Consider the following 25,345-nt stretch of genomic DNA (forward strand, 5'->3'; position numbering starts at 1 on the left):
CGATTCAGATCGTGACGAGGGTAACGGACAAATAAGTTTCGATTGGCGACGGAAAGGGGCGCTCCGGCGGCTTCAGGGTGTCAGCCACCAGCGCAGGATATAGGCGACTATGCCGAGCGCGCCGACACTCATGGCCCAGATCGCCGCCATCCAGCCGAGGCGTTTCCACAGCGGGGCATCGTCTGCTGCACTGTCGCGCATCAGTGGTAGCCTTCGTCGCCCACCTTGCCGCGAAACACCCAGTAGGCCCATGCCGTGTAGGCGATGATGAGCGGCATGGTGATCGCCACGCCGACCAGCATGAAGACCTGGCTGCGCACCGGTGCGGCGGCTTCCCAGATGGTGAGATCGGGCGGGGCGACATAGGGCCAGATCGTCACACCCACGCCCGCCGTGCCGAAGAAGAACAGCAGCAGCGCCAGCCAGAAAGGCTTGGAGTGGCGATCGCGTGACAGCGCGTGCCACATGAACCCGGCGACGATCAGCGTGGCGATGGGAATCGGTGCAACCCAGTAGAGTTCGGGCGCCGTCAGCCAGCGGTCGGAATATTCGGGCCGGACGAACAGGTTGAGCAGGCTGACCCCCGCCATCAGCGCCAGCGTTGCCAGCGCGGCAATCTTGCCGAGCTTGCGGGCATGGGCCTGCCCTTCGCCGTCGAGCTTCCAGACCAGCCACGTTGCGCCCAGCAGCGCATATCCCGCGACCGTGCCGAGGCCCGTGAGCAGCGTATAGGGCGTCAGCCAGTCCCACCAGCTGCCCGCGTAGGCGCGCCCGTCGATCTCGATACCCTGCAGCAGCGCGCCAAGGATCATGCCCTGCGCCATCGTGGCGATCAGCGAACCGCCGGTGAAGGCGGCATCCCAGAAGCGCCGGTGCGATGGATCGCGCCAGCGGTATTCGAACGCCACGCCGCGGAAGACGAGGCCCAGCAACATGGCGATAATCAGCGGATAGGTCGCCGGAAGGATGATCGCGTAGGCCAGCGGGAAGGCGGCAAACAGCCCGCCGCCGCCCAGCACCAGCCAGGTCTCGTTACCATCCCACACCGGTGCGATGGAATTCATCGCCCGGTCACGCTCACGCCCCGGCGCGAAGGTGGGGAAGAGGATGCCGATGCCCAGATCGAAGCCGTCCATCACCACATAGGCGAAGATGGCGAAGGCTATGATGAAGGCCCAGATGACGGTCAGGTCGATCATTCGCCGTCCTCCTTGCGTGCGGGCTCGATATCCTGCGGCTCGACATATTCGATCGAGCTGAGCGAATCCGGGCTCAGGTTGCCCGGGTCCTGCGTGGGCCCGGGGGTGATACCGGCGGTACGGATCGGGCCGGTATCGCCACGCTTCACGCCGGTCTCACGAGCATGCGGCGGCTGGCTCATCAGTTTGAGGATATACCAGGTCCCGGTGCCGAATACCGCGAAATAGACTACCACGAAGGCGATCAGCGAGGCGCCGACCGCGGGCGCGTCCAGCGGGCTCGCAGCGTCGGCGGTGCGCAGCAGGTTGAAGATGACGTAGGGCTGGCGGCCGACCTCGGTGGTGATCCACCCGGCGATGACGGCGACGAAGCCGGATGGGCCCATCACCAGCGCGGCCTTGTGCAGCCATGGCCAGTCATACAGCTTGCCCCGCCACCGCGCGATCAGGCTCCACAGGCCCACGCCCAGCATCGCAAAGCCCAGGCCGACCATGATCCGGAACGACCAGAAGACGATCCCGACCGGCGGCTCTTCATCGTCAGGAATGGTGTCGAGCCCATCGAGCGGGGCGTCGGCGTCGTGCTTCAGGATCAGGCTGGAAGCCTTGGGAATCTCGACCGCGTATTTCACCTCGCGCGCGTCACTGTCGGGAATGCCGAACAGGATCAGTGGCGCGCCGTCGGGGTGGCTCTGGTAATGGCCTTCCATCGCCATCACCTTCTGCGGCTGATGCTCCAGCGTGTTGAGGCCGTGCAGGTCGCCCGCGAAGATCTGCACCGGCACCACCAGCGCGGCCATCCACATCGCCATGGAGAACATCTTGCGCGCGTGCCCGTTGGTGCGGTCCTTCAGCAGATGCCACGCGCCCACGCCGCCGACTACAAAGGCGGTTGTCAGATAGGCGGCCAGAACGGTGTGGAAGAGGCGGTAGGGGAAGCTGGGATTGAAGATGATTTCCATCCAGCTGTCACCGGGAAGGAACTGGCCATTCGCCCCGATTTCGTAACCTACGGGCGTCTGCATCCAGCTGTTGACCGACAGGATCCAGAATGCGCTGATGAAGGTGCCGCCTGCCACCATCAGCGTGGCCACATAATGCAGCTTCTTGCCCACCCGGTTCATGCCGAACAGCATCACGCCGAGGAAGCCTGCCTCCAGGAAGAAGGCGGTCAGCACTTCGTAGGCCATCAGCGGGCCGATGACGGGGCCTGCCACGTCGGAGAAGACCGACCAGTTGGTGCCGAACTGGTAGGACATGACGATGCCGGAGACGACGCCCATGGCAAAGGCGATGGCGAAGATCTTCAGCCAGTACTTGAACAGGTCCATGTAGACCGGCTTGCCGGTCTTGAGCCACAGCCCTTCCAGCACCGCGAGATAGCTCGCGAGCCCGATCGAAAAGGCCGGGAAAATGAAGTGGAAGCTCACCGTGAAGGCGAACTGGATTCGGGCTAGCAAGATTGCGTCGGTGCCTTCGAACATTCCCGCGATCTACAGCAAAGCCCACCGCGCTTCCAGCGTAGGTTCGGCACCGGCTGTTGCGTCTAACGCAACATCTGCGGGCAGGCTTCCTCAGGCGGCGAGCGATGGCTGGTAGCGCGTCCCGAACCCCTTGCCAGCCTTCTTCGCGGCATAGAGCGCGCGGTCGGCAAGCACATGCAGCTCGGCAATGCCGGTGGCATCGTCGGGATAGCAGGCAAATCCCGCCGTCACACCAATCTGCACCAGGGCTTTCCCATCGACCGTATAGGGCGTGTCGGAGACTGCGGCGATGACGGCTTCAATCCTGGCATTGGTTGCCTCGGCCCCCTGCCCCGGCAGCAGGGCGAGAAACTCATCCCCGCCGATCCGTGCCAGAACCTGGCCTTCCGCCAGAGCATTGCGCATGCGCTCGCCGACTTCGCACAGCAGCCGATCGCCTGCCGCATGGCCGAAACGGTCGTTGATGGGCTTGAAGCCGTCCAGATCGAAGCACACGAGCGAAAAAACTTGGTTGCGGGAGAGGTCTTTCATGACACCTTCGAGGCCGTGACGGTTGAGCAGACCGGTCAGCGGATCGTGCCGCGCGCGCTGGGCATTGATCAGTTCCGCGCCGAGGGCGGCCAGCATCGCGCTGCGGTACTGCGCCAGGATCTGCAGCGCGCCGAGGAGGAAGCCGGGAAGGAGGACAACCAGGGCCAGCATAAGCGGCTCGCCCGTACTCGCTGCTCCGATGACAAAAGGCGCGACACACAGCCCGACGAGCAGCAGGGCAAGCCGTGGTGCTGCATAATTGCGCGCGCATAGCGGGCCGACCAGGCCCATGCAGTGCGCGGCGGCCAGGACCATCAGCGGGGTGCTGCCGGTTCGAATGGCGAAGAAGAACAGCGCACCCTGAAGGCTGCACCAGATAATCGACAGCGTTATCGGCGTGTCGATCGCCGGGACACCACCGGCCTCGTGGATCGACTTCACCCGTTTGAGGCTGACGAGCCGGGTGGCCAGGAGTATCGCCTCGGCGATCATGATGATGGCGAATGCGGTGCCGCCGATTGCGAAATGGGCGAGGCCCGCGACGAACAGACCGTTGAGAGCGCCCAGCACCACCGAACCCGGCGAGGAAAGCAGCGCGCCGCACATGGCCGGCCGCAGTTCGTGGGGGGTTCTGCTCCCCCACCGCATCAGCCAGGGGAGCGGGCCAGCGCCTGCCCGCAGCCGCCCTTGCGGCCTGACCGTCGAAAGCAGGGCTGCTTCATCGTTGAACGTCATCCTGCCAACTTAGCGCGCCTTTGCGTAGGAAAGGTAAAGGCGCGAAGGTCCGGCGGGATGGCGGCGTGGGCGGCAATCCCGATAAACGCCGGCAGCGGATACGAAAAAGGGCGACCCGAAGGCCGCCCTCATCGTGTTCGTTCGGGTTTCGGCCCTTATTCGACGACGTCCATTTCCTCGATCAGGTTGCTCGCGCCGTCGACCTTTTCCATCACCCACAGCATGTAGCGGCTGTCGACGTGGATCGAGCGGGTGGTACGCGGGTCGAAATCCCAGTCCGAGTTCACGCTTTCGAACGTGCCGTCGAACAGCAGGCCGACCAGTTCGCCCTGTGCGTTAAGCGTGGCCGAGCCGGAGTTGCCACCGGTCACGTCGAGGTCGGAGAGGTAGTTCACCGGCACCGAGCCGATCGAGGCGAGCTCGTAGCTGCCGTAATCCTGCGCTTCGATAAGGTCGAGCTGGCGCTCCGGCGCATTGAACGGGTCTTCGCCGGTGTCCTTCTGCGTGATCCCTTCGAGCGTGGTGAAGGGCAGGTACTGCATCCCGTCGAAGGGCGATCCGCCCATCACGTTGCCGAAGGTGATCCGCAGCGTGGAGTTGGCATCGGGATAGGGCAGCTGGCCCTGTTCACGCTGCCACTGCGTGATCGCCTGCATGTAGGCGGGGCGCAGCGCCAGTGCGCGCCCGGCGCGTTCCTCGCCTTCGTTCTCCAGCCCGCGCTCGTAATCGTAGAGCGCGATTGCCAGCTGCATGAAGGGATCGTTGCTCGCTTCCAGATCGGCGACGCTTGCATCCATGAGCGCAAGGCGAGTCTCGCTCTCGTCGAGCGAGGTGTTCGCGTAATAGCTGTCGAGGATCGCATTGATCTGCTTGGCATCGTCGACACCCGTCAGCCCCAGCGCTTCGTCGAACACGGCGACGCGCTCGGCTTGGGGCTGGGCGAGATAGCCATCGAGGAACAGCTTCCATTCGGCCTTGTCGACGCTCGCGTCATAACGCCGGTCGAGCGCCTGCAGGCCCTGGCGGAAGAAGGCCATGTCGCGTTCCTGATAGCCGGATTCGCGCTGCGCATTGGGCTTCTCGCGCTCCTTGGCGAGGCGATAGAGGCGCTGTGCCACGCCCAGCAGCTGCGCGCGCGTGGCGTTTCCGTACCAGAAGCTGGTGCGCGCGGCGGTGGCACTTTCCTGCGAGAGGTCGGAAAGGTCGGCAATCGCCGTACGGTAGCCAGCGCGTGCGGGATCGGCGGCGATCCATGCCGCCAGCGCTTCCTCACGCTCGCGGCGACGTTCGATCAGGCCGACGCGGCGTGCGCCCTCGATCTGCCCGCGCAGGTTCTTCTCGTAATTGTTGAGCCCGGCGAGGCGCGATTCGTACTTCACGCGCGCGTCGGATCCTTCGGGGGCAGCGGTCTCGATCGTGTCGATCCAGTCGGTCAGCAGCGTCTGGAAGGTCGGGTACTGCCAGCCAAACGTATTCTCGACTTCGGCGAGCATTGCGTAGCGCGAGGTCGAGCCGGGATAGCCCGCGACCATCACGAAATCGCCATCGTCGAGGCCCGCCGCGCTCACCTTCAGGTGATGGTCGGGCGCGTAGGGCACGTTCTCCTCGGCATATTCGGCGGAGGAGCCATCGGGCGCGACATAGGCGCGGTAGAAGGAGAAGTCGCCGGTGTGGCGCGGCCACATCCAGTTATCGACGTCGCCGCCATACTTCCCGATCGAATCGGCCGGAGCGTAGACCAGCCGGACGTCCTTCACCTCGAGCTGCTTGATCAGCTTGTATTCCGCGCCCCCGTAATAGCTCGCCACCCGGCAGCGGTAGCCGGCATCTTCCTCGCACTCGGCGGTGATGTCCTTCATGCGCTGTTCGACCGTGTCGTAGCGTTCGTTCGGGGTCAGGGCCTCGGTTCCCTCGCGCACGCGCTGGGTCACATCGCTGAACGCCGTGGTCACGTAGATGCGCGAACCCGGGGCGGCGGGAAGTTCGGCGCCCATGGTCTTCGCCAGGAAGCCGTTTTCGAGATAATTGTTCTCGGCGGTGGAATTGTACTGGACCGATCCGCGCGCGCAGTGGTGATTGGTCACCACGAGGCCCTGCGGCGAGACGAAGCTGGCCGAACAGCCGCCCAGCGATACGACTGCGCCCATGGGGAAACCGGTCAGGTCGGACAGCGCTTCGGGATCGAGTTCCAGCCCAGCTTCGCGCAGGTCGTCCGAGATTTCGGGCAGCTGTTCGGGCGTGAACATGCCTTCCTTGGCGGCAAGCGGCTGCGCTGCGACGCTCGCCAGCAGGACGGCGAGGGTGAAGGTTCTGGTACGCATTGGGGTCCCCTGGAAATTTGCAATCGGCACGGCATCATGCCGATGTAATAGTGTCACGTGCTATTCTCCCGCGCGCGGCAACGCAAGCGCTGGCATGTCGTTGATCGATCAGCGTCGGCCTCTGATCGGAGCCCCGATCGGGCCGGGCTCTCGCTTGCCAGGTCGCCAAGCGGCCGAAGATGGGTTAGCTCCTTGCGACAAGAACAGCCTGGGAAGGAGAGCCAAGCGCATGAGCGAATTCGTCCAGCCGCCGCAGAGCACCGTCACCAATTGCACCGCGCAAGACTACGAAGCGGCCTATGCCCGCTCGCTGTCCGATCCGGACGCTTTCTGGCTGGAGCATGCGCAGCGGCTCGACTGGATTACGCCGCCCACAAAGGGCGGCGAATGGTCCTACGACCCGGTCGAGATCGCGTGGTTCGCCGATGGTACGCTCAACCTGTGCCACAACGCGGTCGATCGTCACCTGGCCGACAAGGCCGACAAGACGGCGCTGATCTTCGAGCCCAACGATCCCGATGGCGAGGTCCGCACGCTCACTTACGCGCAATTGCATGCCGAGGTCGTGCGGATGGCCAATGCGCTCAAGGCGATGGGCGTCACCAGGGGTGCGCGCGTGACGCTGTACATGCCGATGGTGGTCGAAGGCGTGGTCGCGATGCTCGCCTGCGCGCGGATCGGGGCGGTCCATTCGGTCGTGTTCGGCGGCTTCTCTCCCGAGGCGCTGGCCGGACGGATCATCGATTGCGACAGCGAGTTCGTGATCACCGCCGACGAAGGGCGGCGTGGCAACAAGCCGATCCCGCTCAAGGTCAGTGTCGATGCCGCCGTGGACGAGCACGATACGCCGGTGAAGGGCGTGCTGGTGGTCAAGCATACCGGTGCCGACGTCGCGATGAAGGACGGGCGCGACCACTGGTACGCAGACCTCGCTTCCGATGAAGACTGCCCGTGCGAGCCGATGAACGCGGAAGACCCGCTGTTCATCCTCTACACCTCCGGCTCGACCGGAAAGCCGAAGGGCCTGCTCCACACGACCGGTGGCTATGGCGTGTGGACCGCAACCACGTTCCACTACGTGTTCGACCACCAGCCGGACGACATCTTCTGGTGCTCTGCCGATATCGGCTGGATCACCGGACACAGCTACGTCACCTACGGGCCGCTACTGAACGGCGCCAGCCAGGTGATCTTCGAAGGCGTGCCCAACTACCCCGACCACGGGCGGTTCTGGCAGGTGGTCGAGAAGCACAAGGTCAGCATTTTCTACACCGCGCCGACCGCGATCCGCGCGCTGATGCGCGAGGGGGATGATTTCGTGACTGCACACGATCGCTCCTCGCTGCGCCTGCTGGGGACGGTGGGAGAGCCCATCAATCCCGAGGCGTGGCGCTGGTATCACCGCGTCGTGGGCGAGGGGCGCTGCCCCGTGGTGGATACCTGGTGGCAGACCGAGACGGGCGGCGTGATGCTCACCACGCTACCCGGCGCGCACGCGATGAAGCCGGGCAGCGCGGGCTTGCCGTTCTTCGGCGTGCAGCCACAGCTGGTCGATGCCGAAGGGCAGATGCTGGAGGGCGCGGCAGAGGGCAACCTGTGCATTACGTCGAGCTGGCCGGGCCAGGCACGCACGATCTACGGCGATCACGACCGCTTCGTGCAGACCTATTTCAGCACCTACAAGGGCAAGTATTTTACCAGCGACGGGTGCCAGCGCGACGCGCAGGGATACTACCGCATCACTGGCCGGGTCGACGACGTCATCAACGTCTCTGGCCACCGGATGGGCACCGCCGAGGTGGAGAGCGCGCTGGTGCTGCACCCCAAAGTGTCCGAAGCCGCAGTTGTCGCCTTCCCGCACGACATCAAGGGGCAGGGCATCTACTGCTATGTCACGCTGAATGCGGGGCTGGAGGGGTCGGACGATCTGGCGGCGGAACTTCGCCAGCAGGTCCGCAAGGAAATCGGCCCCGTCGCCACGCCCGACCGGATCCACTTCACCGACGATCTGCCCAAGACACGCAGCGGCAAGATCATGCGCCGCATCCTGCGCAAGATCGCGGAGAACGACCATGGCTCTCTGGGCGATACCTCGACGCTTGCCGACCCGTCGCTGGTCGATCGCCTGATCGAAGGGCGGGTTGACGGATGAGGCGGGAAATGCTGCGTTGCGGAACAAATCCCGGGCGATGGCGGTTAGGACTTTATCGCCGGTCGAGGGGCCGTGAATAAGACATAAGATAGATCAGGAAGGCCCGGGACCGAATTGAGCTTCGACGAAATGCTAGGATCGGGCGGAGGCAACGGCGAAGATATTCGTCCGGCCTACCAGGCATTTCGCCAATGGCTCGATCGGCAGCCCGAAAATCGCGTTTCCCGCAAGTCCGAACAGGCGGAGAACTTCTTCCGCAAGATCGGCATCACCTTCAACGTTTATGGCGAGGACGAGGCGGACGAGCGGCTGATCCCGTTCGATGTCGTGCCGCGCGTTCTTTCGGGCAATGAATGGCGCAAGCTCTCCAAGGGGATCGAGCAGCGCGTGCGGGCGATCAACGCCTTCCTGCACGATATCTACCACCGGCAGGAAATCCTGCGGGCGGGGCGCATCCCGCAAAGCCTGATCGCCAATAACGACGCCTTCCTGCCAAAGATGATGGGCTTCGATCCGCCTGGCGGCATCTACACCCACATCATCGGCACCGACATCGTGCGGACCGGGCCGGATGAGTTCTACGTGCTGGAAGACAATGCGCGGACCCCGTCCGGCGTCTCCTACATGCTCGAGAACCGCGAGATCATGCTCCAGATGTTCCCAGAGCTGTTCGCGGAAATCCCGATCTGCGAGGTGAGCGACTATCCCAGCTGGCTGCGCCGTTCGCTTTCGGCCTGCGCTCCGCCGGCCTGCATGGGCCGCCCGACGGTCGCGGTGCTGACGCCGGGTACCTACAACTCCGCCTATTTCGAACACAGCTTCATCGCCGACCAGATGGGTGCCGAGCTGATCGAGGGATCGGACCTGCGCGTGGTCGACGGGCGCGTCGCCATGCGCACCACGCAAGGCTACAAGCCGGTCGACGTGATCTACCGCCGGATCGACGACGATTTTCTCGATCCGCTCAACTTCAATCCGGATTCGATGCTGGGCGTGCCCGGCATCTACGATGTGTACCGCGCAGGCGGGGTGACCATCGCCAATGCGCCGGGCACGGGGATCGCCGACGACAAGGCGCTCTATAGTTACATGCCCGACATCGTGGAGTTCTACACTGGCGAGCGGCCGCTGTTGCAGAACGTGCCGACCTGGCGCTGTTCCGAGCCTGACCAGCTGGCCGAAGTGCTCGACCGGCTGGAAGAGCTGGTGGTGAAGGAGGTTCACGGATCGGGCGGCTACGGCATGCTGATCGGGCCGGCCGCCAGCAAGGCCGAGATCGAGGAATTCCGCGCCAAGCTGAAGGCGAAGCCGGATGGCTACATCGCGCAGCCCACGCTGGCGCTGTCGACCGTGCCGATCTACACCGAACAGGGCCTCGCCCCGCGCCACGTGGATTTCCGGCCCTTCGTGCTGATGGCGCCCAATTCGATCGACATCGTGCCCGGCGGCCTGACCCGCGTGGCGATGAACGAGGGGTCGCTGGTGGTGAATTCCAGCCAGGGCGGCGGCACCAAGGATACGTGGGTGCTCGATGACTGATCGCTCTGCTACATATTTTCGGGGGCCACGCGATGCTCGGTAAGACCGCCTCCGGCCTGTTCTGGATGTTCCGTTACCTGGAACGCGCGGAATCGACCGCGCGTCTGCTCGATGCAGGATTTCGTATCGCGCTGACCCGCGCCGGGTCCTCGCGCTCGGAATGGGAATCCGTGCTGACCACGACGGGCCAGCTCCAGGGCTTCCGCCAGCGTCATGGCGAGGCGACGTCCACCACGGTCATGGAATATCTGCTGAGCGACAGGAGCAATCCGGCCAGCATCATCTCCATGGTGAAGGCGGCCCGCGACAATGCGCGGGCGGTGCGCATCGCCCTCACGCGAGAGGTGTGGGAGGCCACGAACGAAAGCTGGATGACGCTCGACAAGCTGCTGTCCGGCCGCATCCCCGAGGCTGATCTGCCCGATACGCTGACCACCATCCGGCAACAGAATGCGCTCGTGCGCGGGGCCACCAACGGCACGATGCTGCGCAACGACGGGTACAATTTCCTGCGGCTGGGCACCTTTGTCGAACGCGCGGACAACACCGCGCGCATTCTCGACGTGAAATATTACCTGCTCCTGCCTTCCATCAGCCAGGTCGGCTCGACGCTGGATATCAAGCAGTGGGAGACGATCCTGCGGTCGGTTTCCGCCCTGCGATCCTACACCTGGCTGCATGGCGCGACGGTCAATCCGCGCGACATCGCGCAGTTTCTTATCCTGCACGAGCAGATGCCGCGCAGCCTCGCGTTCTGCTACAACAAGATCTGCGATAATCTGGGCTATCTGGAGAAGGACTACGATAACCGGACGCAGGCCTGCGAAATGGCCGATTCCATCCGGACCGACTATCTCGGACGGTCGATGGAAATGATTTTCGATGACGGCCTGCACGAATACATCGAGGACTTTCTCGCCAGCAACTCACGGCTCGCCAAGCAGATTACGGCAGATTACTCGTTCGAGGTGACGGCATGAGGCTGCGGATCGAGCACGAGACGCGCTATTGCTACGATGCGCCGGTCGCCTATGGCCTTCAGCAGGTGCGCCTGCGGCCCAAGGATACGCGGGGCCAGTCGGTTCTCGACTGGAAGATCTCCATCGAAGGCGGCGCGCCCGAACTCCACTACGAAGATCACAACGGCAATGCAGTCGACCTGATCGGGATAGAACGCGGTGCCACCGAAACAGCGATCCGCTGCGTCGGACTGGTCGAGAACACGAACAACGATGGCGTGCTGGGCAAGCATCGCGGCTTCCTGCCGCTGTGGCATTTCAGGCGCTCGTCCGATCTGACGAAGGCGGGCGAGGGTGTGCGCGAACTGGTCGGCAAGCTGGCCGATGCCGATATCGGCGATGTCTCGACCGGGCACCGCCTGTCGGAGGCCATCCTCGATGCGGTGGGTTACGAGGGCGGCAACACCCATTCGGGGACCACGGCGGAAGAGGCGATCGCCGGCGGCACGGGCGTGTGCCAGGACCACGCGCATATCTTCTGTTCCGCAGCGCGTCTGATGGGCCTGCCTGCACGCTACGTGTCGGGCTACCTGATGATGAACGACCGGGTGGAGCAGGATGCGAGCCATGCCTGGGCGGAAGCTTTCTTCGAAGGGCTCGGCTGGGTCGGGTTCGACATCTCGAACGGCTATTCACCCGACGAGCGGTATATTCGCATTGCCACCGGCATCGATTTCCGCGAGGCGGCGCCCGTCAGCGGCATGCGGATGGGGGGAAGCAACGAGGGCGTGCTTGTTTCCCTTCGCGTCGAGCAATAAACCGGTCGCACTGACCTTTCACGAGACATAAATTCAATGACCTATTGCGTTGGCATGCGGCTGGACCGCGGCCTGATCTTCATGTCCGACACCCGCACCAATGCGGGCGTCGACGATGTCTCGCAGGTGCGCAAGATGCGCCATTGGGAGAACCCGGGCGAACGCGCCATCACGCTGCTGTCCTCGGGAAACCTCGCCACGACGCAGGCCGTGGTCAGCCTGCTGGACGAGCGCAGCAAGGCCCCGGCGGAGCGTGATCCCTCGATCCTCTCGGCGCCCTCCATGTTTCAGGTGGCGACCATCGTGGGCAATACGCTGCGCGAAGTGATCGCAAACCTGAAAGGCGAAAAGCAGCAGGCCGCTGCCTCGCCCTTTTCCGCCAGCCTGATCGTCGGCGGGCAGATCAAGGGAAGCGAACCGCGCCTGTTCCTCATCTATCCCGAAGGCAATTTCATCGAGGCGGGCGACGATTCGCCCTTCTTCCAGATCGGTGAGACGAAGTATGGCCGCCCGATCATCGTGCGCACGTTCGACCCGGCCATGCCGTTCGAGGATGCGATCCGCCTGCTGATGGTCTCCTTCGATTCCACCATCCGGTCCAATCTGGCGGTCGACCTGCCGCTGGACCTCTCGATCCACGAGCGCGATGCCTATCGGGTCGGCAAACAGCAGCGGATCGAAGCGGACGACCCCTATTTCCGCCGGATATCGGAACAGTGGAGCCTGTCTCTGCGCGAAGCCGTCAACCGGCTGCCACCCTTCCAGTTCGAACGGAACGACACGGGCGACGCCCGATAGCGTCGGGCAGAAGCGCAACCAAATCCGGCCCTCGCTCGTTGAGCCCCCTAGACAAGGAGGGCCCATGGCCGCGCGTGCATATTGGCAGGGGCAGATCAGGCTGGCGCTGGTCTCGATCCCGGTAGAAATCTACTCCGCCTCGCAAAGCGGAGCGAAGATCAGCTTCCGGCAAATCCACGAGCCGTCGGGCAAGCGCATCTCCTACGAAAAAGTGGTCGAGGGCGTGGGGCCGGTCGATCGCGACGATATCATCCGCGGGTACGAGCTTTCGAAGAACAACTACGTCCTGCTCGAGGACGAGGAGATCGAGGCGGTCAAGATCGAGAGCAAGAAGACACTCGAGCTGGTCCAGTTCGTCGACCATTCCGAGATCGACCCGCTCTATTTCGAAAAGCCCTATTACGTCGTCCCGCAGGACGATCTTGCCGAAGAGGCGTTCATCGTGCTGCGCGAGGCGTTGCGGGCCGCGAAGAAGACCGCGCTGGGGCAGCTGTCGGTGCGCGGGCAGGAAAAGCTCGTGGCGATCAAGCCCTGCGGCAAGGGCATGTTGCTGGAAACCCTGCGCTATGCGGACGAAGTGCGCGAAGGGCAGAAGTTCTTCGGCGGAATTTCGGACGACGAGCCAGAAGACGAACTGCTCGATCTGGCCAGCACGCTGATCGAGAAGAAGACCGCGCCATTCGACGCCGGAGAGTTCGAGGATCGCTATGCCGAGGCGCTGCGCAAGCTGATCGACAAAAAGGCCAAGGCGAAAGGGGACAAGAAGATCCTCGAGGATGTCGAGGAGCCATCGGGCGATGGTTCGGGCAACGTGATCGATCTGATGGCGGCTCTGAAGAAGTCGGTCGATGAGGAGAAACCGAAGAAATCCTCTCGCAAGAAGAAGAGCGCCTAGGCCGTGGCCGGCAAGAAGGATCCACTCGCCGAATATAACGCCAAGCGCGATTTCTCGCGCACGAAGGAGCCTGCGGGAAAGGCTGGCAAGAGCGGCAAGGACCGCATCTTCATGGTCCAGAAGCATGACGCGACGCGGCTGCACTGGGATCTGCGGCTGGAAGCCGATGGCGTGCTCAAGAGCTGGGCGGTCACGAAGGGCCCTTCGCCCGACCCGGACGTGAAGCGCCTCGCCGTGCGGACCGAGGATCATCCGATGGACTACGCAACCTTCGAAGGGACAATCCCGGCGGACGAATACGGCGGCGGCACCGTGATGCTGTGGGACCGCGGCACCTGGCACCCGATCGAAGGCAAGAGCGCCGACGATATCGAGGAAGGCCACCTGCATTTCGTTCTGGAGGGAGAGCGGATGAAGGGCGAGTGGCTGCTGATCCGCATGAAGCCCAAGAAGGGCGAGAAGCGCGAGAACTGGCTGCTGCGCAAGCTGGACGACGCTTATGCCGAGGAAGGCGATGCGCTGGTGGAACAGGCGCTCACCAGCATCGATACCGGGCGCTCCATGGCCGAGATTGCCGCCGGGCGCGAACCCGGGGATGCGACCGGCGAGGACGCGGCGCTCGAAGACCTTGCCGAAATGAAGCACGCGCGGCGCAGCGGCAAACCCGGCAAGCCGCCGAAATTTCGCAAGCCTCAGCTTGCGACGCTGGTCGACGAGGTGCCGAGCGGAAATGGCTGGATGCACGAGATCAAGTTCGACGGGTACCGTGCGCTGATCGCCGTCGCTGGCGATGACGTGACGGTATGGACGCGCAACCAGAAGGACTGGACGGACAAGTTCGGGCCCCTGGTGGAAGCTATTGCGGCGCTCGACCTGCCGCCTGCACTGATCGACGGCGAAATCGTGGCGCTGGACAAGGACGGAAATCCCGACTTCTCTACGCTGCAATCCGTGCTCAAGCGCGGACATGGCTCGCAGGGCCCTGCGGACAAACTTGCCTTTTTTGCGTTCGATCTTCTGGAAATCGACGGCGCAGACCTCACCAGGCAAAGCAATATGGAGCGCAAGGAACGGCTGGAAGCGCTGCTGCGCGATGCACGGCCGCCCATCCATCTTGCCGATCACGTGATCGGGGCGGGCGAGAAGCTCTACGCGCGGATGTGCGACGCGGGGCAGGAAGGGATCATTTCGAAGGGGGTGGACGCGCCCTATCGCCACAGCCGAACCAAAAGCTGGGTGAAGGTCAAATGCGTCCAGCGACAGGAATTCATCGTGGTCGGCTGGTCCGAAAGCTCGGCCAAGGCGCGCCCCTTCGCCTCGCTGCTTCTGGCGACCAGAGATGGCGACGATCTGGTCTATCGGGGCAAGGTGGGGACGGGGTTCGACAGCGACGATCTCGATCGCCTCTCCGGCAAGCTCGACAGGCTGGCGCGCAAGACGCCTCCGCTCGACGTGCCCAAGGCGGACGCGCGCAAGGTGCACTGGGTTACGCCCAAGCTCGTGGCCGAGATCGCCTTTGCCGAACTCACCAGCGAGGGGCGCGTGCGCCACGGCAGTTTTCTCGGCCTGCGGCAGGACAAGGACGCAGGCGATGTGCAGGACGAGCGCAAGACGCCTGCGCCCGAGGCCAAAGGGGATGTGGAAATCTCCAGCCGCGACCGGGTGATCTTCCCCGACAGCGGCCAGACCAAGGGCGATCTGGCGGACTACTATGCTGTGGTCGCGCCCATCATGCTCGCCTTCGCTGCCGAACGCCCGCTCAGCCTCGTGCGCTGCCCGCAGGGGCGCGCGAAGAAATGTTTCTTCCAGAAACATGACAACGGCGGCTTCGGTGATGGCGTGAAAGCGGTGCCCATCAAGGAGAAGGACGGCGGGACCGAGGATTACCTATTTATCGAGGATGCGCGCGGCCTGCTGCAATGCGTCCAGATGGGCACGATCGAGTTTCACGGCTGGGGCGCCCGATCCGGTGCGGTCGAGAAACCGGATCGGATGGTGTTCGATCTCGACCCGGATGAAGGGCTTGATTTCGCGCAGGTACGCGACGCTGCGGGCGATCTTCGCAAGCATCTGGCGGACATCGGCCTCACCAGTTTTGCGATGGTGACCGGCGGGAAGGGCGTGCACGTGGTCGTCCCGCTGACCCCCGGCCATTCATGGGATGCGCACAAGAGTTTCGCAGAGCGTTTCGCCAGGGCGCTGGCCCAGGCCGAGCCGGACCGGTTTACCGCCACGATGAGCAAGGCGAAGCGGGAAGGGCGGATATTCATCGACTGGCTGCGCAATCAGCGCGGCAGCACGGCCGTAATGCCCTATTCTGCCCGCGCGCGGGAGGGCGCCCCGGTGGCTGCGCCCGTCGCCTGGAACGAACTGAAGGACATGGAAAACGCGCGCGGCTTTGCGATCGGCGACGCCAAGCGCCTGCTCGACCGTGCGCAGTCGAAGTCGCTCGCCGGGTGGGGCTTCGCGCAGCAGCGGCTGCCCGACGTCTAGCGCCTCGCGCGGTATGCGCGGCGCCGCAGTCCCTGCCTCAATCCAGCCGCCCCTCCTCTGCGACCACCTGCGCCACCTCGGCGTAAAGGCCTGCAAAGGCGGCGTTCGCTCTCCAGGCTGCGGCCACGCTGCGGTACTGGGCCCAGCCGGCCGGTTCGGCGATCCGCACGCCATCGAGCCCACCGGCTTCCGAGCGGATGTAGAGTTCGGGCAGCATCGCGAGGCCGACGCCTGAGCCGGCCATCTGCTGCAGGGTATAGAGGCTGGTGCCCTCGTAATCGGCCAGGATCGTGGCCCCCAGCTGCTCGCAGATTTCGGATAATTGGCGGTGATAATGGTGGCGGTGATCGAGTGTCAGGAAGGTCCTGCCGGAAAAGTCGGCCTCGCTCAGAGTGTCCAGCGATAGCAGAGGATCGTCTGGCGGGGCGACGATTCTGAGGGGTTCGCGAAACAGCGGTTCCACATGCAGGCCGCGCCCGCGTACCGGCATCGGGGAGAGGATCATGTCCAGTTCGCCCGCCACGAGCTCGGCCTGCTGAAGCGCGGGAATGCCCTCGCGGATGAACAGGCGCAGGTCCGGGTGGCGGCGGTGAAGCACCTTGATGACCCCGGGCATAAGGTACGGGCCGATGGTCGGCGTCACGCCGAAGCGGATCGAGCCTGCCAGCCGGGCGGCAACGTGATCCGCCGTGTCTCGAAAATCCCGGTTGGCCCGCAGGACGTCCCGGGCGGGCTCCAGGATGTTCCGCCCGCTGGGCGTGAGCTGCATTCCCCTGGGCACGCGTTCGAAAAGGCGCAGCCCTAGGCGACCTTCCAGCGCCCGAAGCTGCTGGCTGAGCGCGGGCTGCGTGAGGCCAAGCGCCATCGCGGCTTCGCCCATGTTCTCCATCTCTGCGAGACGCACGAAAATCTCGATCTGGCGCAAGGTCGGCATGGAGCCCTATTAGAGAAACTTATCGATATCGTGCAAGCATTCGAATTGGATTATCGTGAGCCGGCCTCGCATATCACTCCCATAGAATGATGGAGAAAAGCGATGACGGCATCCCCCGAAGAGCGGACCGCGATCCCCTACCTGCACAAGCTGGTCCGCGAGCATCGCGCGCTTAACCGGCGGATCGACACCACCAAGACGGCCGGCGCGCGGGAAGACATCAAGGTGCTCAAGCGCCGCCGGCTGCGCCTGAAGGACAAGATCGCCGCGCTGCAGCACCGCTATCACGGCCGCGGCCTGACGAGCTGAGCAAGGCGGTGGGCGACTGGCCCCCTCGGGCCTGCCGGCCACCGCTTCCTCGGGCAGCCTGTTCCCGTTCGCGCTCCAGGGCACCCTGGCTCGCGTCGCCCTGTCCCGCCCCCGGGGCTGCCGACTGACACACCTCATAACGAAAGCTCTATGACCCAATCTTCCGCTATCCGGAATCTGCGCGCCTTTATCGCCAGCGAGAGCGCGGGGGGCATCATGTTGATCGTCGCCGCCGCGATTGCGCTTGGCGTCGCCAACTCGCCTCTGCTGGGGGCGTATCAGGGCTTCCTCGCCACGCCGGTCGTCTTTGGTGCGGGCGATTGGGTCTCGATCGACAAGCCGCTGCTGTTGTGGATCAACGACGGCTTGATGGCGCTGTTCTTCTTCCTGATCGGGCTGGAGGTGAAGCGCGAGATCGTGACCGGCCAGCTGCGCAGCTGGAAGCAGGCATCGCTGCCGGTCTATGCCGCGCTGGGCGGAATGATCGTCCCGGCGCTGGTCTTCGTCGCGATCAATGCCGGGTCGCCGGAGAATATTCGCGGCTGGGCCATTCCTGCCGCCACCGACATTGCCTTCGCGCTCGGGCTGCTGGCCCTGCTCGGCAGTCGGGTGCCGGTGGCGCTCAAGGCGCTGCTGCTGGCAATCGCCATCATCGACGATATCGGCGCCATCGCGATCATCGCGCTGTTCTATACCGAGAACATGAACATGGGTGCGCTGGGCCTCGCCCTGCTTCCCGCGGCGGGCCTGCTGCTGCTGAACCGGGCGGGCGTGGCGCGCACCATTCCCTATTTCCTGCTCGCTGCCCTGCTGTGGATCTGCGTGCTGAAATCCGGCGTCCACGCAACGCTGGCGGGCGTGCTGACCGCAATGTTCGTTCCCATCGCCACCGGCGAGGAACGCCCGCTGGAGCGGCTGGAGCATGCGCTGCACCCATGGGTGGCGTTCCTGATCCTGCCGGTCTTCGCGTTCGCCAATGCCGGTGTCTCCTTCGCCGGGGCGGGAATCGACGCGCTGCTCGCACCGCTCTCTCTGGGCATCGCGGCAGGGCTGGTCGTGGGCAAGCAGATCGGCATCTTCGGCGCGTGCTGGATTGCCGCGAAAGCCGGCTTCGCGACGATGCCGGAAGGCGTGACCTGGCGCCACATCTACGGCCTGTCCTGTCTTGCCGGGATCGGCTTCACCATGAGCCTGTTCATCGGCGGCCTGGCCTTCGCCGACCCCGCCCAGGTCGATGCGGTGAAGATGGGTGTTCTGTCCGGTTCGCTGATCTCCGCCCTCGTCGGGATGGCCGTGCTGACAGGTGCGCGGACCCCCTCGGATCGGGCCACTCACGATGCGCCCACCGGCTCCCACCCACCACAGATGTTTGAATCAAGAAGCTAGGAGAAAGCGTGATGAAATATGTTGCAATCGCTGCGGCCCTGTCTCTCGGCATATCGAGCGTTGCCCTGGCGCAGGGCAAGGACTGGACCTTCGGTGACGGGGAAACACCCGAAGCCTGGGGCGCGATCAATGCCCAGTATGCCTCCTGCGATATCGGCAAGATGCAGTCGCCCATCGATCTGACCGATCCCGACGCGATCGGCACCCTCAAGCTGACCACCAATTTCGGTGAGGCCAGCGGAAAACTGTCGCTGGGTGAAGAGAAGGTCCAGATCGACTTCGATCCCGGCCAGAACAAGGGCATGATGAGCGGGGCCAAGGCCTTCAACCTGTTGCAGGTCCACTTCCACACGCCGGCGGAGCACGCGGTGAACGGCCAGCGCTATCCCATGACCGCGCACTTCGTCCACGCGACGAGCGCGGGTGAACTGGGCGTGCTGGGCGTCTTCTTCACCGAAGGGGACGAGAACGACGCGATCGAAGAGCTGCTGGACGCCCATGCGCAAGGCAATGGGACCGCGCTGTCGATAGACATAGACGACATGCTGCCCGAAACGATCGAGGTCTATCGCTACATGGGCTCGCTCACGACGCCGCCGTGCAGCGAAGGGGTCAACTGGCACGTGGCGAACGTCCCGGTCGAAGCGAGCGCGGACCAGATCGCCAAGCTGCGCGGAGCGCTGGGGCCGACGGCGCGTTCCATCCAGGACCGTAATGGTCGCCTGCTGGTGGCGCCGGAATAATCCATGCACAAGGCATTGCTGCCAATCGTCGCCGGGGGTGCCATCCTCGCATCCCCGGCACACGCGCGCGACGAGCAGTTCGAGCTGTGGCTCAACCCCTCGTTCGAGACCGAGCTGGACGAGAATACGGGCTTCGAGCTGGAGACCGCCCAGCGCTTTCGTGACGGCGCGCAGGGGCGGGTGGACACCTATTTCGTCCGCGGATGGCTGAAGCAGGATATCGCCGGCGATGCGACGCTCGCGGGTGCGCTCGAGTACCGGGTCAATGATGGCGGGTCTGACGAGGTGCGCACGATGCAGCAGCTCTCCACCAGCCACGGTATCTTCAAGACCCGGCTGCGGCTGGAGCAGCGCTTCGTCGATGGGGCGGATCGCATGGGCCTGCGGCTGCGCCCGCGGGTCGGCATCGGGCTGGACCTGACCGGCGATGGCCGCTGGTCGGCAGGGGCGGATGCCGAACTCTTCTGGACCCTACGCGGCAATAATGTGGGCAGTGACACCGGAATAACCGGCCTCAGGACGACCATCGGCGTCGATTACGCGGTCAGCGACACGCTGACGCTCGGCCTGTCCTATCTCCGCCAGCAAGACTTCGAAGACAATGCCCCGGACGACATCGGCCATGCACCGCTGATCGTCCTCGAACAGAGGTTCTGAGTATTTATGGACCAGCTCACCGCCACGCTGCTGTCTGCGCCCGTTCTGTTCTTCGTCCTCGGCGCGCTGGCCGCCGCCGCGCGATCGGACCTTTCCGTACCCGAGACGATCGCCAAGGGCATGTCGCTGTATCTCATGGCGGCTATCGGCCTGAAAGGCGGGGTGGAGGTCGCCAAGGCGGGGATCGGCGCCGAACTCGTCACCGCGCTCGCCGCCGGGCTTGTGCTGAGCGCGGCCATACCCTTCCTGGTCGCGCCGGTGCTCTCGCGCATCGGCGGGCTCGACCGGACGAACACGGGCGCGGTGGCCGCGCACTACGGATCGGTCAGCGTCGTCACCTTCGTCACGGCGAGCCAGGTTTACGGCGACAGCGGCTTCGTGATCGCGGGGTTCATGGTCGCGGTGCTGGCGATGATGGAAACCCCAGCCATCCTTTCCGGCCTGTTCATCGCGCGGCGCGAGGGCGGCAAGCTCATGTCGCCCGAATTGCTGAGGGAGGTGCTGTTCAACGGGTCGGTCGTGCTGCTTCTGGGCAGTTTCGTGATCGGCATGGTCATCGGGGAAGACGGGTTCGAGCCGGTTTCCCCGCTGTTTCGTGCAGGCTTTACCGGCGTGCTGTGCCTGTTCCTGCTCGACATGGGGCTGATCGCCATGCGCCGCATCCTCAAGACGCGCGCGCTCACCGCAAGGCTGGCGCTGCTGGCCGTTATCTTCCCGATAGTGAACGGCACGCTTGGCGTGGTGACGGGCACGCTGATCGGGCTCGATGCGCCGTCTGCCGCCGCGCTCGGCATCCTTGGGGCGAGCGCGTCCTATATCGCAGTGCCTGCTGCGATGCGGCTATCCCTGCCGCAGGCCGATGCGGGGCTCTACCTCGCCATGTCGCTGGGCGTGACCTTCCCCTTCAACATCGTGCTCGGCATACCGCTGTTCCGCTGGATGGCCGAGACCCTGGGAGCCGTGGCATGATCGAGACGACGACACGAACGCGCATCGAAGTGCTGGTGGACGCACCGCTTGCACCGCGATTGGCAAGGCTGGCCGAAGACGCGGGGATAACCGGCCACACGCTGATCCGAACCGAAAGCGGGCGGGGGCGCCACGGCGAATGGTCGGAAGACCTCATCAGCGGCGCGACCGCTAAGTATGTCTTCCTGACCGTCGCCAACCAGGAGCGCGCGGATGCGTTTCTGGAGGCACTCACACCGCTTCTCGAAACGCACGGCCTGGTGGTGCTGCGCTCTAACGTGGACGTGATCCGACCCGACCGGTTCTGAGCCTGAGACGATCACGATACCGCGGAGCCCGGTCCCTGCCTGGCGGGCGAAACTAAAGCGCGGTCAGACCGCCTTCAGCCCCTCGTCCAGCTGCGCGATCAGATCCTCCGCGTCCTCCACCCCGCAGGAATAGCGTAGCAGCGTCTCCGAGATGCCCAGTTCCGCGCGCTGTTCTGCCGTGCATTCCACATGGCTGGTGACGGAGGGCGGGCCGATCAGCGTGTTGACCGAACCGAGGCTGGCCGCGCGATGGACGTATTTCAGCCCGCCGACAAAACGCTTGAGCGCGTCGAAATCGCCATCGACCGAGAAGCTGAGCATGCCGCCGAAACCGGACATCTGACGCTTGGCCACATCGTGCTTGTCGTGGGTTTCGAGGCCCGGATAGAACACGCTGGCCACCTTGGGGTGCTGGTTCAGGAAGCGGGCGACGGCCAGGCCGGTCTCGTTCTGCTTCTTCACCCTGAGGTCGAGCGTCTTCATCCCGCGCAGCAGCAGGTAGGCGGAAAAGGCGGACAGCACTGCGCCGCAGATTTCGCGGTGCTCGTACACGGTGCGCACCAGGTCTTCGCGCCCGATCAGCACGCCGCCCATCGCATCATCGTGCCCGCCGAGATACTTGGTAGCAGAGTGCAGCACGAGGTCGGCGCCGAATTCCAACGGGCGCTGGTTGATCGGTGTGGCGAAGGTGTTGTCGACCACCACGATCGCGCCCCGTTTCTTGGCTGCCCGGATCGCCCGGTCGAGATCGATGATCTTGAGCGTCGGGTTGGTCGGCGTTTCGAGATAGACCAGTTCGCAGCCCTTCGCGATGGCCGCATCGATTGCGTCGGCATCGCTGGTTTCCACCAGATCGACCTCGATCTGCATGCGCGGTAGCGTATCCATGAACAGCCGGCTTGTGCCGCCGTAGCTATCCTTGATCGACACCACCCGGTCGCCGGGTGAGAGCAGCGAGAGCAGCGTGTTTGAAATTGCGGCCATCCCGCTGGCGAAGGCGATGGCTTTCTCTCCGCCTTCGAGAATCCGGCACTTCTCCTCGAACACGCCCACCGTCGGATTGGTGTTGCGCGAATAGATGTAGCCTTCGGCCTGGCCCAGCGCGACGGCGGCCCATTCGTCCATATCCTCGTAGGCGAAGGGTGCGCTTTGCACGATCGGCACCTGCGCTGCGCCGAAGGCAAGCGGCTTTTCCTCACCCCCCCAGACGGCGATGGTCGAAGGATGCTGGTTGGTGATCGCCATGCGGTCCGCACCGTCCGGCGACGCGTGGGAGGGCGTGTAGTCGGCCATTTTCGTTCAGTCCTCGTTGGCCAGCGTTTCGTCGGCGTAAATCGCCTCTTCCGCCGGGTGTTCGCTGCTGGCCGCGCCCCGGTACATTCCTTCGGTATTCATCGCGAAGGCGATCCGGCCCATCGCGTCCATTGCGATCAGCCCGCCGTCTCCGCCCAGTGCTCCGATGGAGCCGATGGTGTCGTCGGCGGCCTGCGCGATGGTCTGGCCGTTCCAGGCGACGCGGTCGCACACCTGCCGCCCGGCGCTTTCGCGGATGAAATATTCGCCCGTGCCGGTGCCGGAGACCGCGCACTTGCCGTTGGCGGCATAGGTGCCTGCACCGATGATGGGGGAATCGCCGATCCGCCCCCAGCGCTTGCCGGTCAGCCCGCCGGTGGAGGTGGCGGCCGCAAGGTTGCCGTCCCTGTCCAGCGCCACCGCGCCCACCGTGCCGAAGCGATGCGTCGGGTCGAGCGCGAGCGCGGAAAGGTTGTTCTTGCGCCACTCCTGGATCTGCTGCCAGCGGCGCTCGGTACGGAAGTAGGCCGGATCCACCTGCTCGATGCCCTGTTCCCGCGCGAACTGGTCCGCTCCTTCGCCCGACAGCAGGACATGGCGCGATTTATCCAGCACCGAGCGGGCAAGCGTGATCGGGTGCTTCGTGGTGCTCACACCGGCCACGGCGCCTGCATTCAGCGTGGCTCCGTCCATGATCGAGGCATCCAGCTGGTTGCGGCCCTCGGCATCGAACACCGCGCCGCGTCCGGCGTTGAACAGCGGATCGTCTTCGAGGATGCGCAGCGTCGCCTCGACCGCGTCGAGGCTGGTGCCGCCGTTTTCGAGAACTGCGGAGCCCGCCGCCAGTGCCGCCTGCAGGCTTGCGCGGTAGGCGGCTTCCGTCTCGGGCGTCAGGTCGCCGCGCTCGATCACGCCGGAGCCGCCATGGATGGCCAGCGACCAATCACGGCGCTTGGCTTTCGGTTCTTCCGACAGCTTGCCTTCGGTCACCCGGATCGTTGTCATGTAGGCTGGTTCCGATACCGTCATGGTGGCCATGTCGAACCGGGTTTCGGGACCGATGGCGATAAGCTGGACGGCATCCCAATCCAGTGCGCCCGATTCACCGAAGCTCGGCTTCGCCAGAGGCTGGACCAGCCAGGCATTTCCCTCGCTGGTGCTATAGAGTCGTGCGGTGCCGTCGGCTTCGACGGTCAGCGCCGTATCCTCGTCGATGCCGAGACCGATCGTCTGCTCGCCCTGCGCTGCGCGGGCCTGGGCGAGGAAGGCCACAAGCCGGCCCAGCCGATTGCGTTCGGTGAAATGGGTGTCGGTGATGATGTTCCCGAGGAAGGGCATCTCCAGGAAGTCACTGACCAGCGTGACCTTCGGGCCCTTTGGATCGGCGAGGGCTTCGCGCGAGTCGACCGCTTCCTCCGCAAGCGCGCCGTATCCCGTGCCGCCCAGGATCGCGAGCCCTGCGCTGGTGCCGCCGATCGGGCGCCCCGCCGCGACATGCGCGTTCAACGCATCCGAAACCGGCGTACCCTTCCAGAAGCGGACATATTTCGACTGGTCGCCGCCGGCGATGAAAATGCCGTCTGCCTGTTCGAGAATTTCCGCGACGCGCGGATCGAACGCGGCCTCGCGATCGGAGAATACGAGCGTCTGCACGGAGGCGAGCCCGCCGATGTGCTCCATCAGCCACTCGCCATCGCTGCCGTCCTGCGAAGCGCGCAGGATCACCAGATGGCCTTCGCCTGCCTTGCCCGCAAACCAGCGCCAGGCGGGCTCGCTCCAATCCGATCCGCCGATCAGCAACAGGCCGGGTTCAGGTGTTTTCGGAGTGGGCGCGGCCAGATCGCCGGTCTCATAGTAGGTGTACCCGTCCCCGGTTTGCACCTTTGCCTGGGAGGCGCCTGGCAGAAGCAGCGCCAGCGAGGCGAGCGCCACGACAAGGAATGATCTGGCAAGCATGAATGAACCCTCCGAGCTTGGCCGTTTTGCCCCTTGCGAAAACGGCGAGACGATCCGCTGTCTCCCACGTCGTCCCCGCGATGTGCAAACGATTCGACCATCGCTAATTTCGCAGATAGACAGGGCGATATCTGTACGATTGAGGCGGAATAGGACTTATTCTGTCGCTCAGGAGGCTTGGGAGGACAAGTTGAGGAAAATCGACGCGGCAGACGCGCGGCTGCTGGAGGCCGTTCAGCAGGATGCCCATCTCACGGCAGAGCAGTTGGGGGCCGCCTGCGGATTGTCGCCCACCGCCGCGCTCAAACGGCTCAAGCGGTTGCGTGCGGACGGTATCATCGAACGCGAAGCGGCCTTGGTGTCGCCGCGTGCGCTGGGTTACGCCATCATGGCCGTGGTGATGGTGACGCTGGACCGCGAGGATCGCGGAGTGATCGATCGTTTCAAGCAGGACATCCGCAACACGCCGCAGATCACCAGCGGCTACTACATCACGGGCGATGCGGATTTCATTCTGACGATCGTCGCGCGCGACATGGACGAGTACGACGACTTCACGCGCGAATTCTTCTACGACCGCCACCCCACCAAGACCTTCAAGACCTGCGTGGTGATGTCGGCGGTGAAGACCAACGGTGCGCTGCCCGTTCACGATTTGGCGCAATCTGCAATCTGACAGGGTTATCACGACAGAATTTGTCGCCGTCGCGCTCGCATTGTGCAAAAGTCGCCGGGTGAGCGCGATATAGTTTTCCCACAAGGTCCAATGCGTTGCGCATGCGAACACAAGCATGCCGCCGCACGGGGAGGGGTCGCCGGATTGGCGAAGTCAACATGTTCGCGGGCGTTCACCGCCCGAGGGGGGA

General features: G+C 64.5%; 22 protein-coding genes. 14 read left to right on the plus strand and 8 right to left on the minus strand.

The genetic code is table 11. The annotated features are described in order from the left end of the window. Positions 1-72: 72 nt before the first annotated feature. The 5 genes from ADAD_RS16690 to ADAD_RS0113050 all read right to left on the minus strand — a co-directional run bounded on the left by ADAD_RS16690 (position 73) and on the right by ADAD_RS0113050 (position 6,270). On the minus strand, positions 73-201 hold the full coding sequence (locus ADAD_RS16690) for a DUF2474 domain-containing protein (protein ID WP_010414551.1): 129 nt from the start codon (positions 199-201) through the stop codon (positions 73-75). Beyond that, a complete protein-coding gene (gene cydB, locus ADAD_RS0113035; RefSeq protein ID WP_010414553.1) occupies positions 201-1,199 on the minus strand; it encodes a cytochrome d ubiquinol oxidase subunit II in 999 nt (332 codons plus the stop codon). Before cydB ends, ADAD_RS16690 begins: the two co-directional genes overlap by 1 nt. After that, entirely contained in the window at positions 1,196-2,683 is a 1,488-nt protein-coding gene (locus tag ADAD_RS0113040) for a cytochrome ubiquinol oxidase subunit I (protein WP_010414555.1), read from the minus strand. Before ADAD_RS0113040 ends, cydB begins: the two co-directional genes overlap by 4 nt. Before the next feature lie 90 nt (positions 2,684-2,773). Beyond that, positions 2,774-3,949, minus strand: coding sequence for a GGDEF domain-containing protein (locus tag ADAD_RS0113045; protein WP_010414557.1), 1,176 nt, complete (start codon positions 3,947-3,949; stop codon positions 2,774-2,776). A 155-nt stretch (positions 3,950-4,104) separates the two neighbouring features. Continuing rightward, the gene (locus ADAD_RS0113050) at positions 4,105-6,270 is read right to left on the minus strand and encodes a S46 family peptidase (RefSeq protein ID WP_010414558.1); all 2,166 of its coding nucleotides are present in this window, start codon (positions 6,268-6,270) and stop codon (positions 4,105-4,107) included. Positions 6,271-6,499: 229 nt separating this feature from the next. Here ADAD_RS0113050 and acs point away from each other — a divergent pair, with 229 nt between their 5' ends. From acs to ligD, 7 genes are all read left to right on the plus strand, one after another. Further along, complete coding sequence (gene acs / locus ADAD_RS0113055; RefSeq protein ID WP_010414561.1) at positions 6,500-8,422, plus strand: acetate--CoA ligase; 1,923 nt, start codon at positions 6,500-6,502, stop codon at positions 8,420-8,422. A 114-nt stretch (positions 8,423-8,536) separates the two neighbouring features. After that, positions 8,537-9,961, plus strand: coding sequence for a circularly permuted type 2 ATP-grasp protein (locus ADAD_RS0113060; RefSeq protein ID WP_010414564.1), 1,425 nt, complete (start codon positions 8,537-8,539; stop codon positions 9,959-9,961). Positions 9,962-9,993: 32 nt separating this feature from the next. Then, positions 9,994-10,941 (plus strand): alpha-E domain-containing protein, encoded by a 948-nt coding sequence (locus ADAD_RS0113065; RefSeq protein WP_010414566.1) that lies wholly within the window; start codon positions 9,994-9,996, stop codon positions 10,939-10,941. Next, positions 10,938-11,738: a transglutaminase family protein gene (locus ADAD_RS0113070; protein ID WP_010414569.1), complete on the plus strand. Its 801-nt coding sequence runs from the start codon at positions 10,938-10,940 to the stop codon at positions 11,736-11,738. The genes ADAD_RS0113065 and ADAD_RS0113070 overlap by 4 nt, the downstream gene beginning before the upstream one ends. A 36-nt stretch (positions 11,739-11,774) precedes the next feature. Further along, positions 11,775-12,536, plus strand: a complete 762-nt coding sequence (locus ADAD_RS0113075; RefSeq protein WP_010414572.1) for a peptidase — start codon at positions 11,775-11,777, stop codon at positions 12,534-12,536. A gap of 64 nt (positions 12,537-12,600) precedes the next feature. Continuing rightward, the gene (gene ku / locus ADAD_RS0113080; protein ID WP_010414574.1) at positions 12,601-13,431 is read left to right on the plus strand and encodes a non-homologous end joining protein Ku; all 831 of its coding nucleotides are present in this window, start codon (positions 12,601-12,603) and stop codon (positions 13,429-13,431) included. A 3-nt stretch (positions 13,432-13,434) separates the two neighbouring features. Further along, positions 13,435-15,924, plus strand: coding sequence for a DNA ligase D (gene ligD / locus ADAD_RS0113085; RefSeq protein ID WP_010414576.1), 2,490 nt, complete (start codon positions 13,435-13,437; stop codon positions 15,922-15,924). A gap of 37 nt (positions 15,925-15,961) precedes the next feature. Here the strand turns inward: ligD and ADAD_RS0113090 are convergent, their stop codons facing one another. Further along, complete coding sequence (locus ADAD_RS0113090; RefSeq protein WP_010414578.1) at positions 15,962-16,858, minus strand: hydrogen peroxide-inducible genes activator; 897 nt, start codon at positions 16,856-16,858, stop codon at positions 15,962-15,964. Positions 16,859-16,960: 102 nt separating this feature from the next. Here ADAD_RS0113090 and ADAD_RS0113095 point away from each other — a divergent pair, with 102 nt between their 5' ends. The 6 genes from ADAD_RS0113095 to ADAD_RS0113120 all read left to right on the plus strand — a co-directional run bounded on the left by ADAD_RS0113095 (position 16,961) and on the right by ADAD_RS0113120 (position 21,230). Next, on the plus strand, positions 16,961-17,167 hold the full coding sequence (locus ADAD_RS0113095; protein ID WP_010414580.1) for a YdcH family protein: 207 nt from the start codon (positions 16,961-16,963) through the stop codon (positions 17,165-17,167). 150 nt (positions 17,168-17,317) lie between these two features. Continuing rightward, positions 17,318-18,553 (plus strand): Na+/H+ antiporter NhaA, encoded by a 1,236-nt coding sequence (gene nhaA, locus ADAD_RS0113100; RefSeq protein ID WP_010414582.1) that lies wholly within the window; start codon positions 17,318-17,320, stop codon positions 18,551-18,553. An 11-nt stretch (positions 18,554-18,564) separates the two neighbouring features. Further along, the gene (locus ADAD_RS0113105) at positions 18,565-19,296 is read left to right on the plus strand and encodes a carbonic anhydrase (protein WP_010414584.1); all 732 of its coding nucleotides are present in this window, start codon (positions 18,565-18,567) and stop codon (positions 19,294-19,296) included. A 3-nt stretch (positions 19,297-19,299) separates the two neighbouring features. Further along, positions 19,300-19,953 (plus strand): DUF2490 domain-containing protein, encoded by a 654-nt coding sequence (locus tag ADAD_RS0113110; protein WP_010414586.1) that lies wholly within the window; start codon positions 19,300-19,302, stop codon positions 19,951-19,953. 6 nt (positions 19,954-19,959) lie between these two features. Beyond that, positions 19,960-20,922: a sodium-dependent bicarbonate transport family permease gene (locus tag ADAD_RS0113115; protein WP_010414588.1), complete on the plus strand. Its 963-nt coding sequence runs from the start codon at positions 19,960-19,962 to the stop codon at positions 20,920-20,922. Next, complete coding sequence (locus ADAD_RS0113120; protein ID WP_010414590.1) at positions 20,919-21,230, plus strand: P-II family nitrogen regulator; 312 nt, start codon at positions 20,919-20,921, stop codon at positions 21,228-21,230. Before ADAD_RS0113115 ends, ADAD_RS0113120 begins: the two co-directional genes overlap by 4 nt. 63 nt (positions 21,231-21,293) lie before the next feature. On the opposite strand, the gene ADAD_RS0113125 is transcribed toward ADAD_RS0113120, so the two are convergent. Together ADAD_RS0113125 and ADAD_RS16695 are read right to left on the minus strand one after the other, a co-directional pair. Beyond that, the gene (locus ADAD_RS0113125; protein ID WP_010414591.1) at positions 21,294-22,523 is read right to left on the minus strand and encodes a cystathionine gamma-synthase family protein; all 1,230 of its coding nucleotides are present in this window, start codon (positions 22,521-22,523) and stop codon (positions 21,294-21,296) included. A 6-nt stretch (positions 22,524-22,529) separates the two neighbouring features. Then, complete coding sequence (locus ADAD_RS16695; protein ID WP_083825619.1) at positions 22,530-24,479, minus strand: isoaspartyl peptidase/L-asparaginase; 1,950 nt, start codon at positions 24,477-24,479, stop codon at positions 22,530-22,532. Between the two features lie 190 nt (positions 24,480-24,669). On the opposite strand from ADAD_RS16695, the gene ADAD_RS0113135 reads away from it, so the two are divergent. Further along, positions 24,670-25,155 (plus strand): Lrp/AsnC family transcriptional regulator, encoded by a 486-nt coding sequence (locus ADAD_RS0113135; RefSeq protein WP_010414596.1) that lies wholly within the window; start codon positions 24,670-24,672, stop codon positions 25,153-25,155. Positions 25,156-25,345 lie beyond the last annotated feature (190 nt).

It is taken from the genome of Citromicrobium sp. JLT1363 (assembly GCF_000186705.1).
Taxonomy (GTDB): domain Bacteria; phylum Pseudomonadota; class Alphaproteobacteria; order Sphingomonadales; family Sphingomonadaceae; genus Alteriqipengyuania.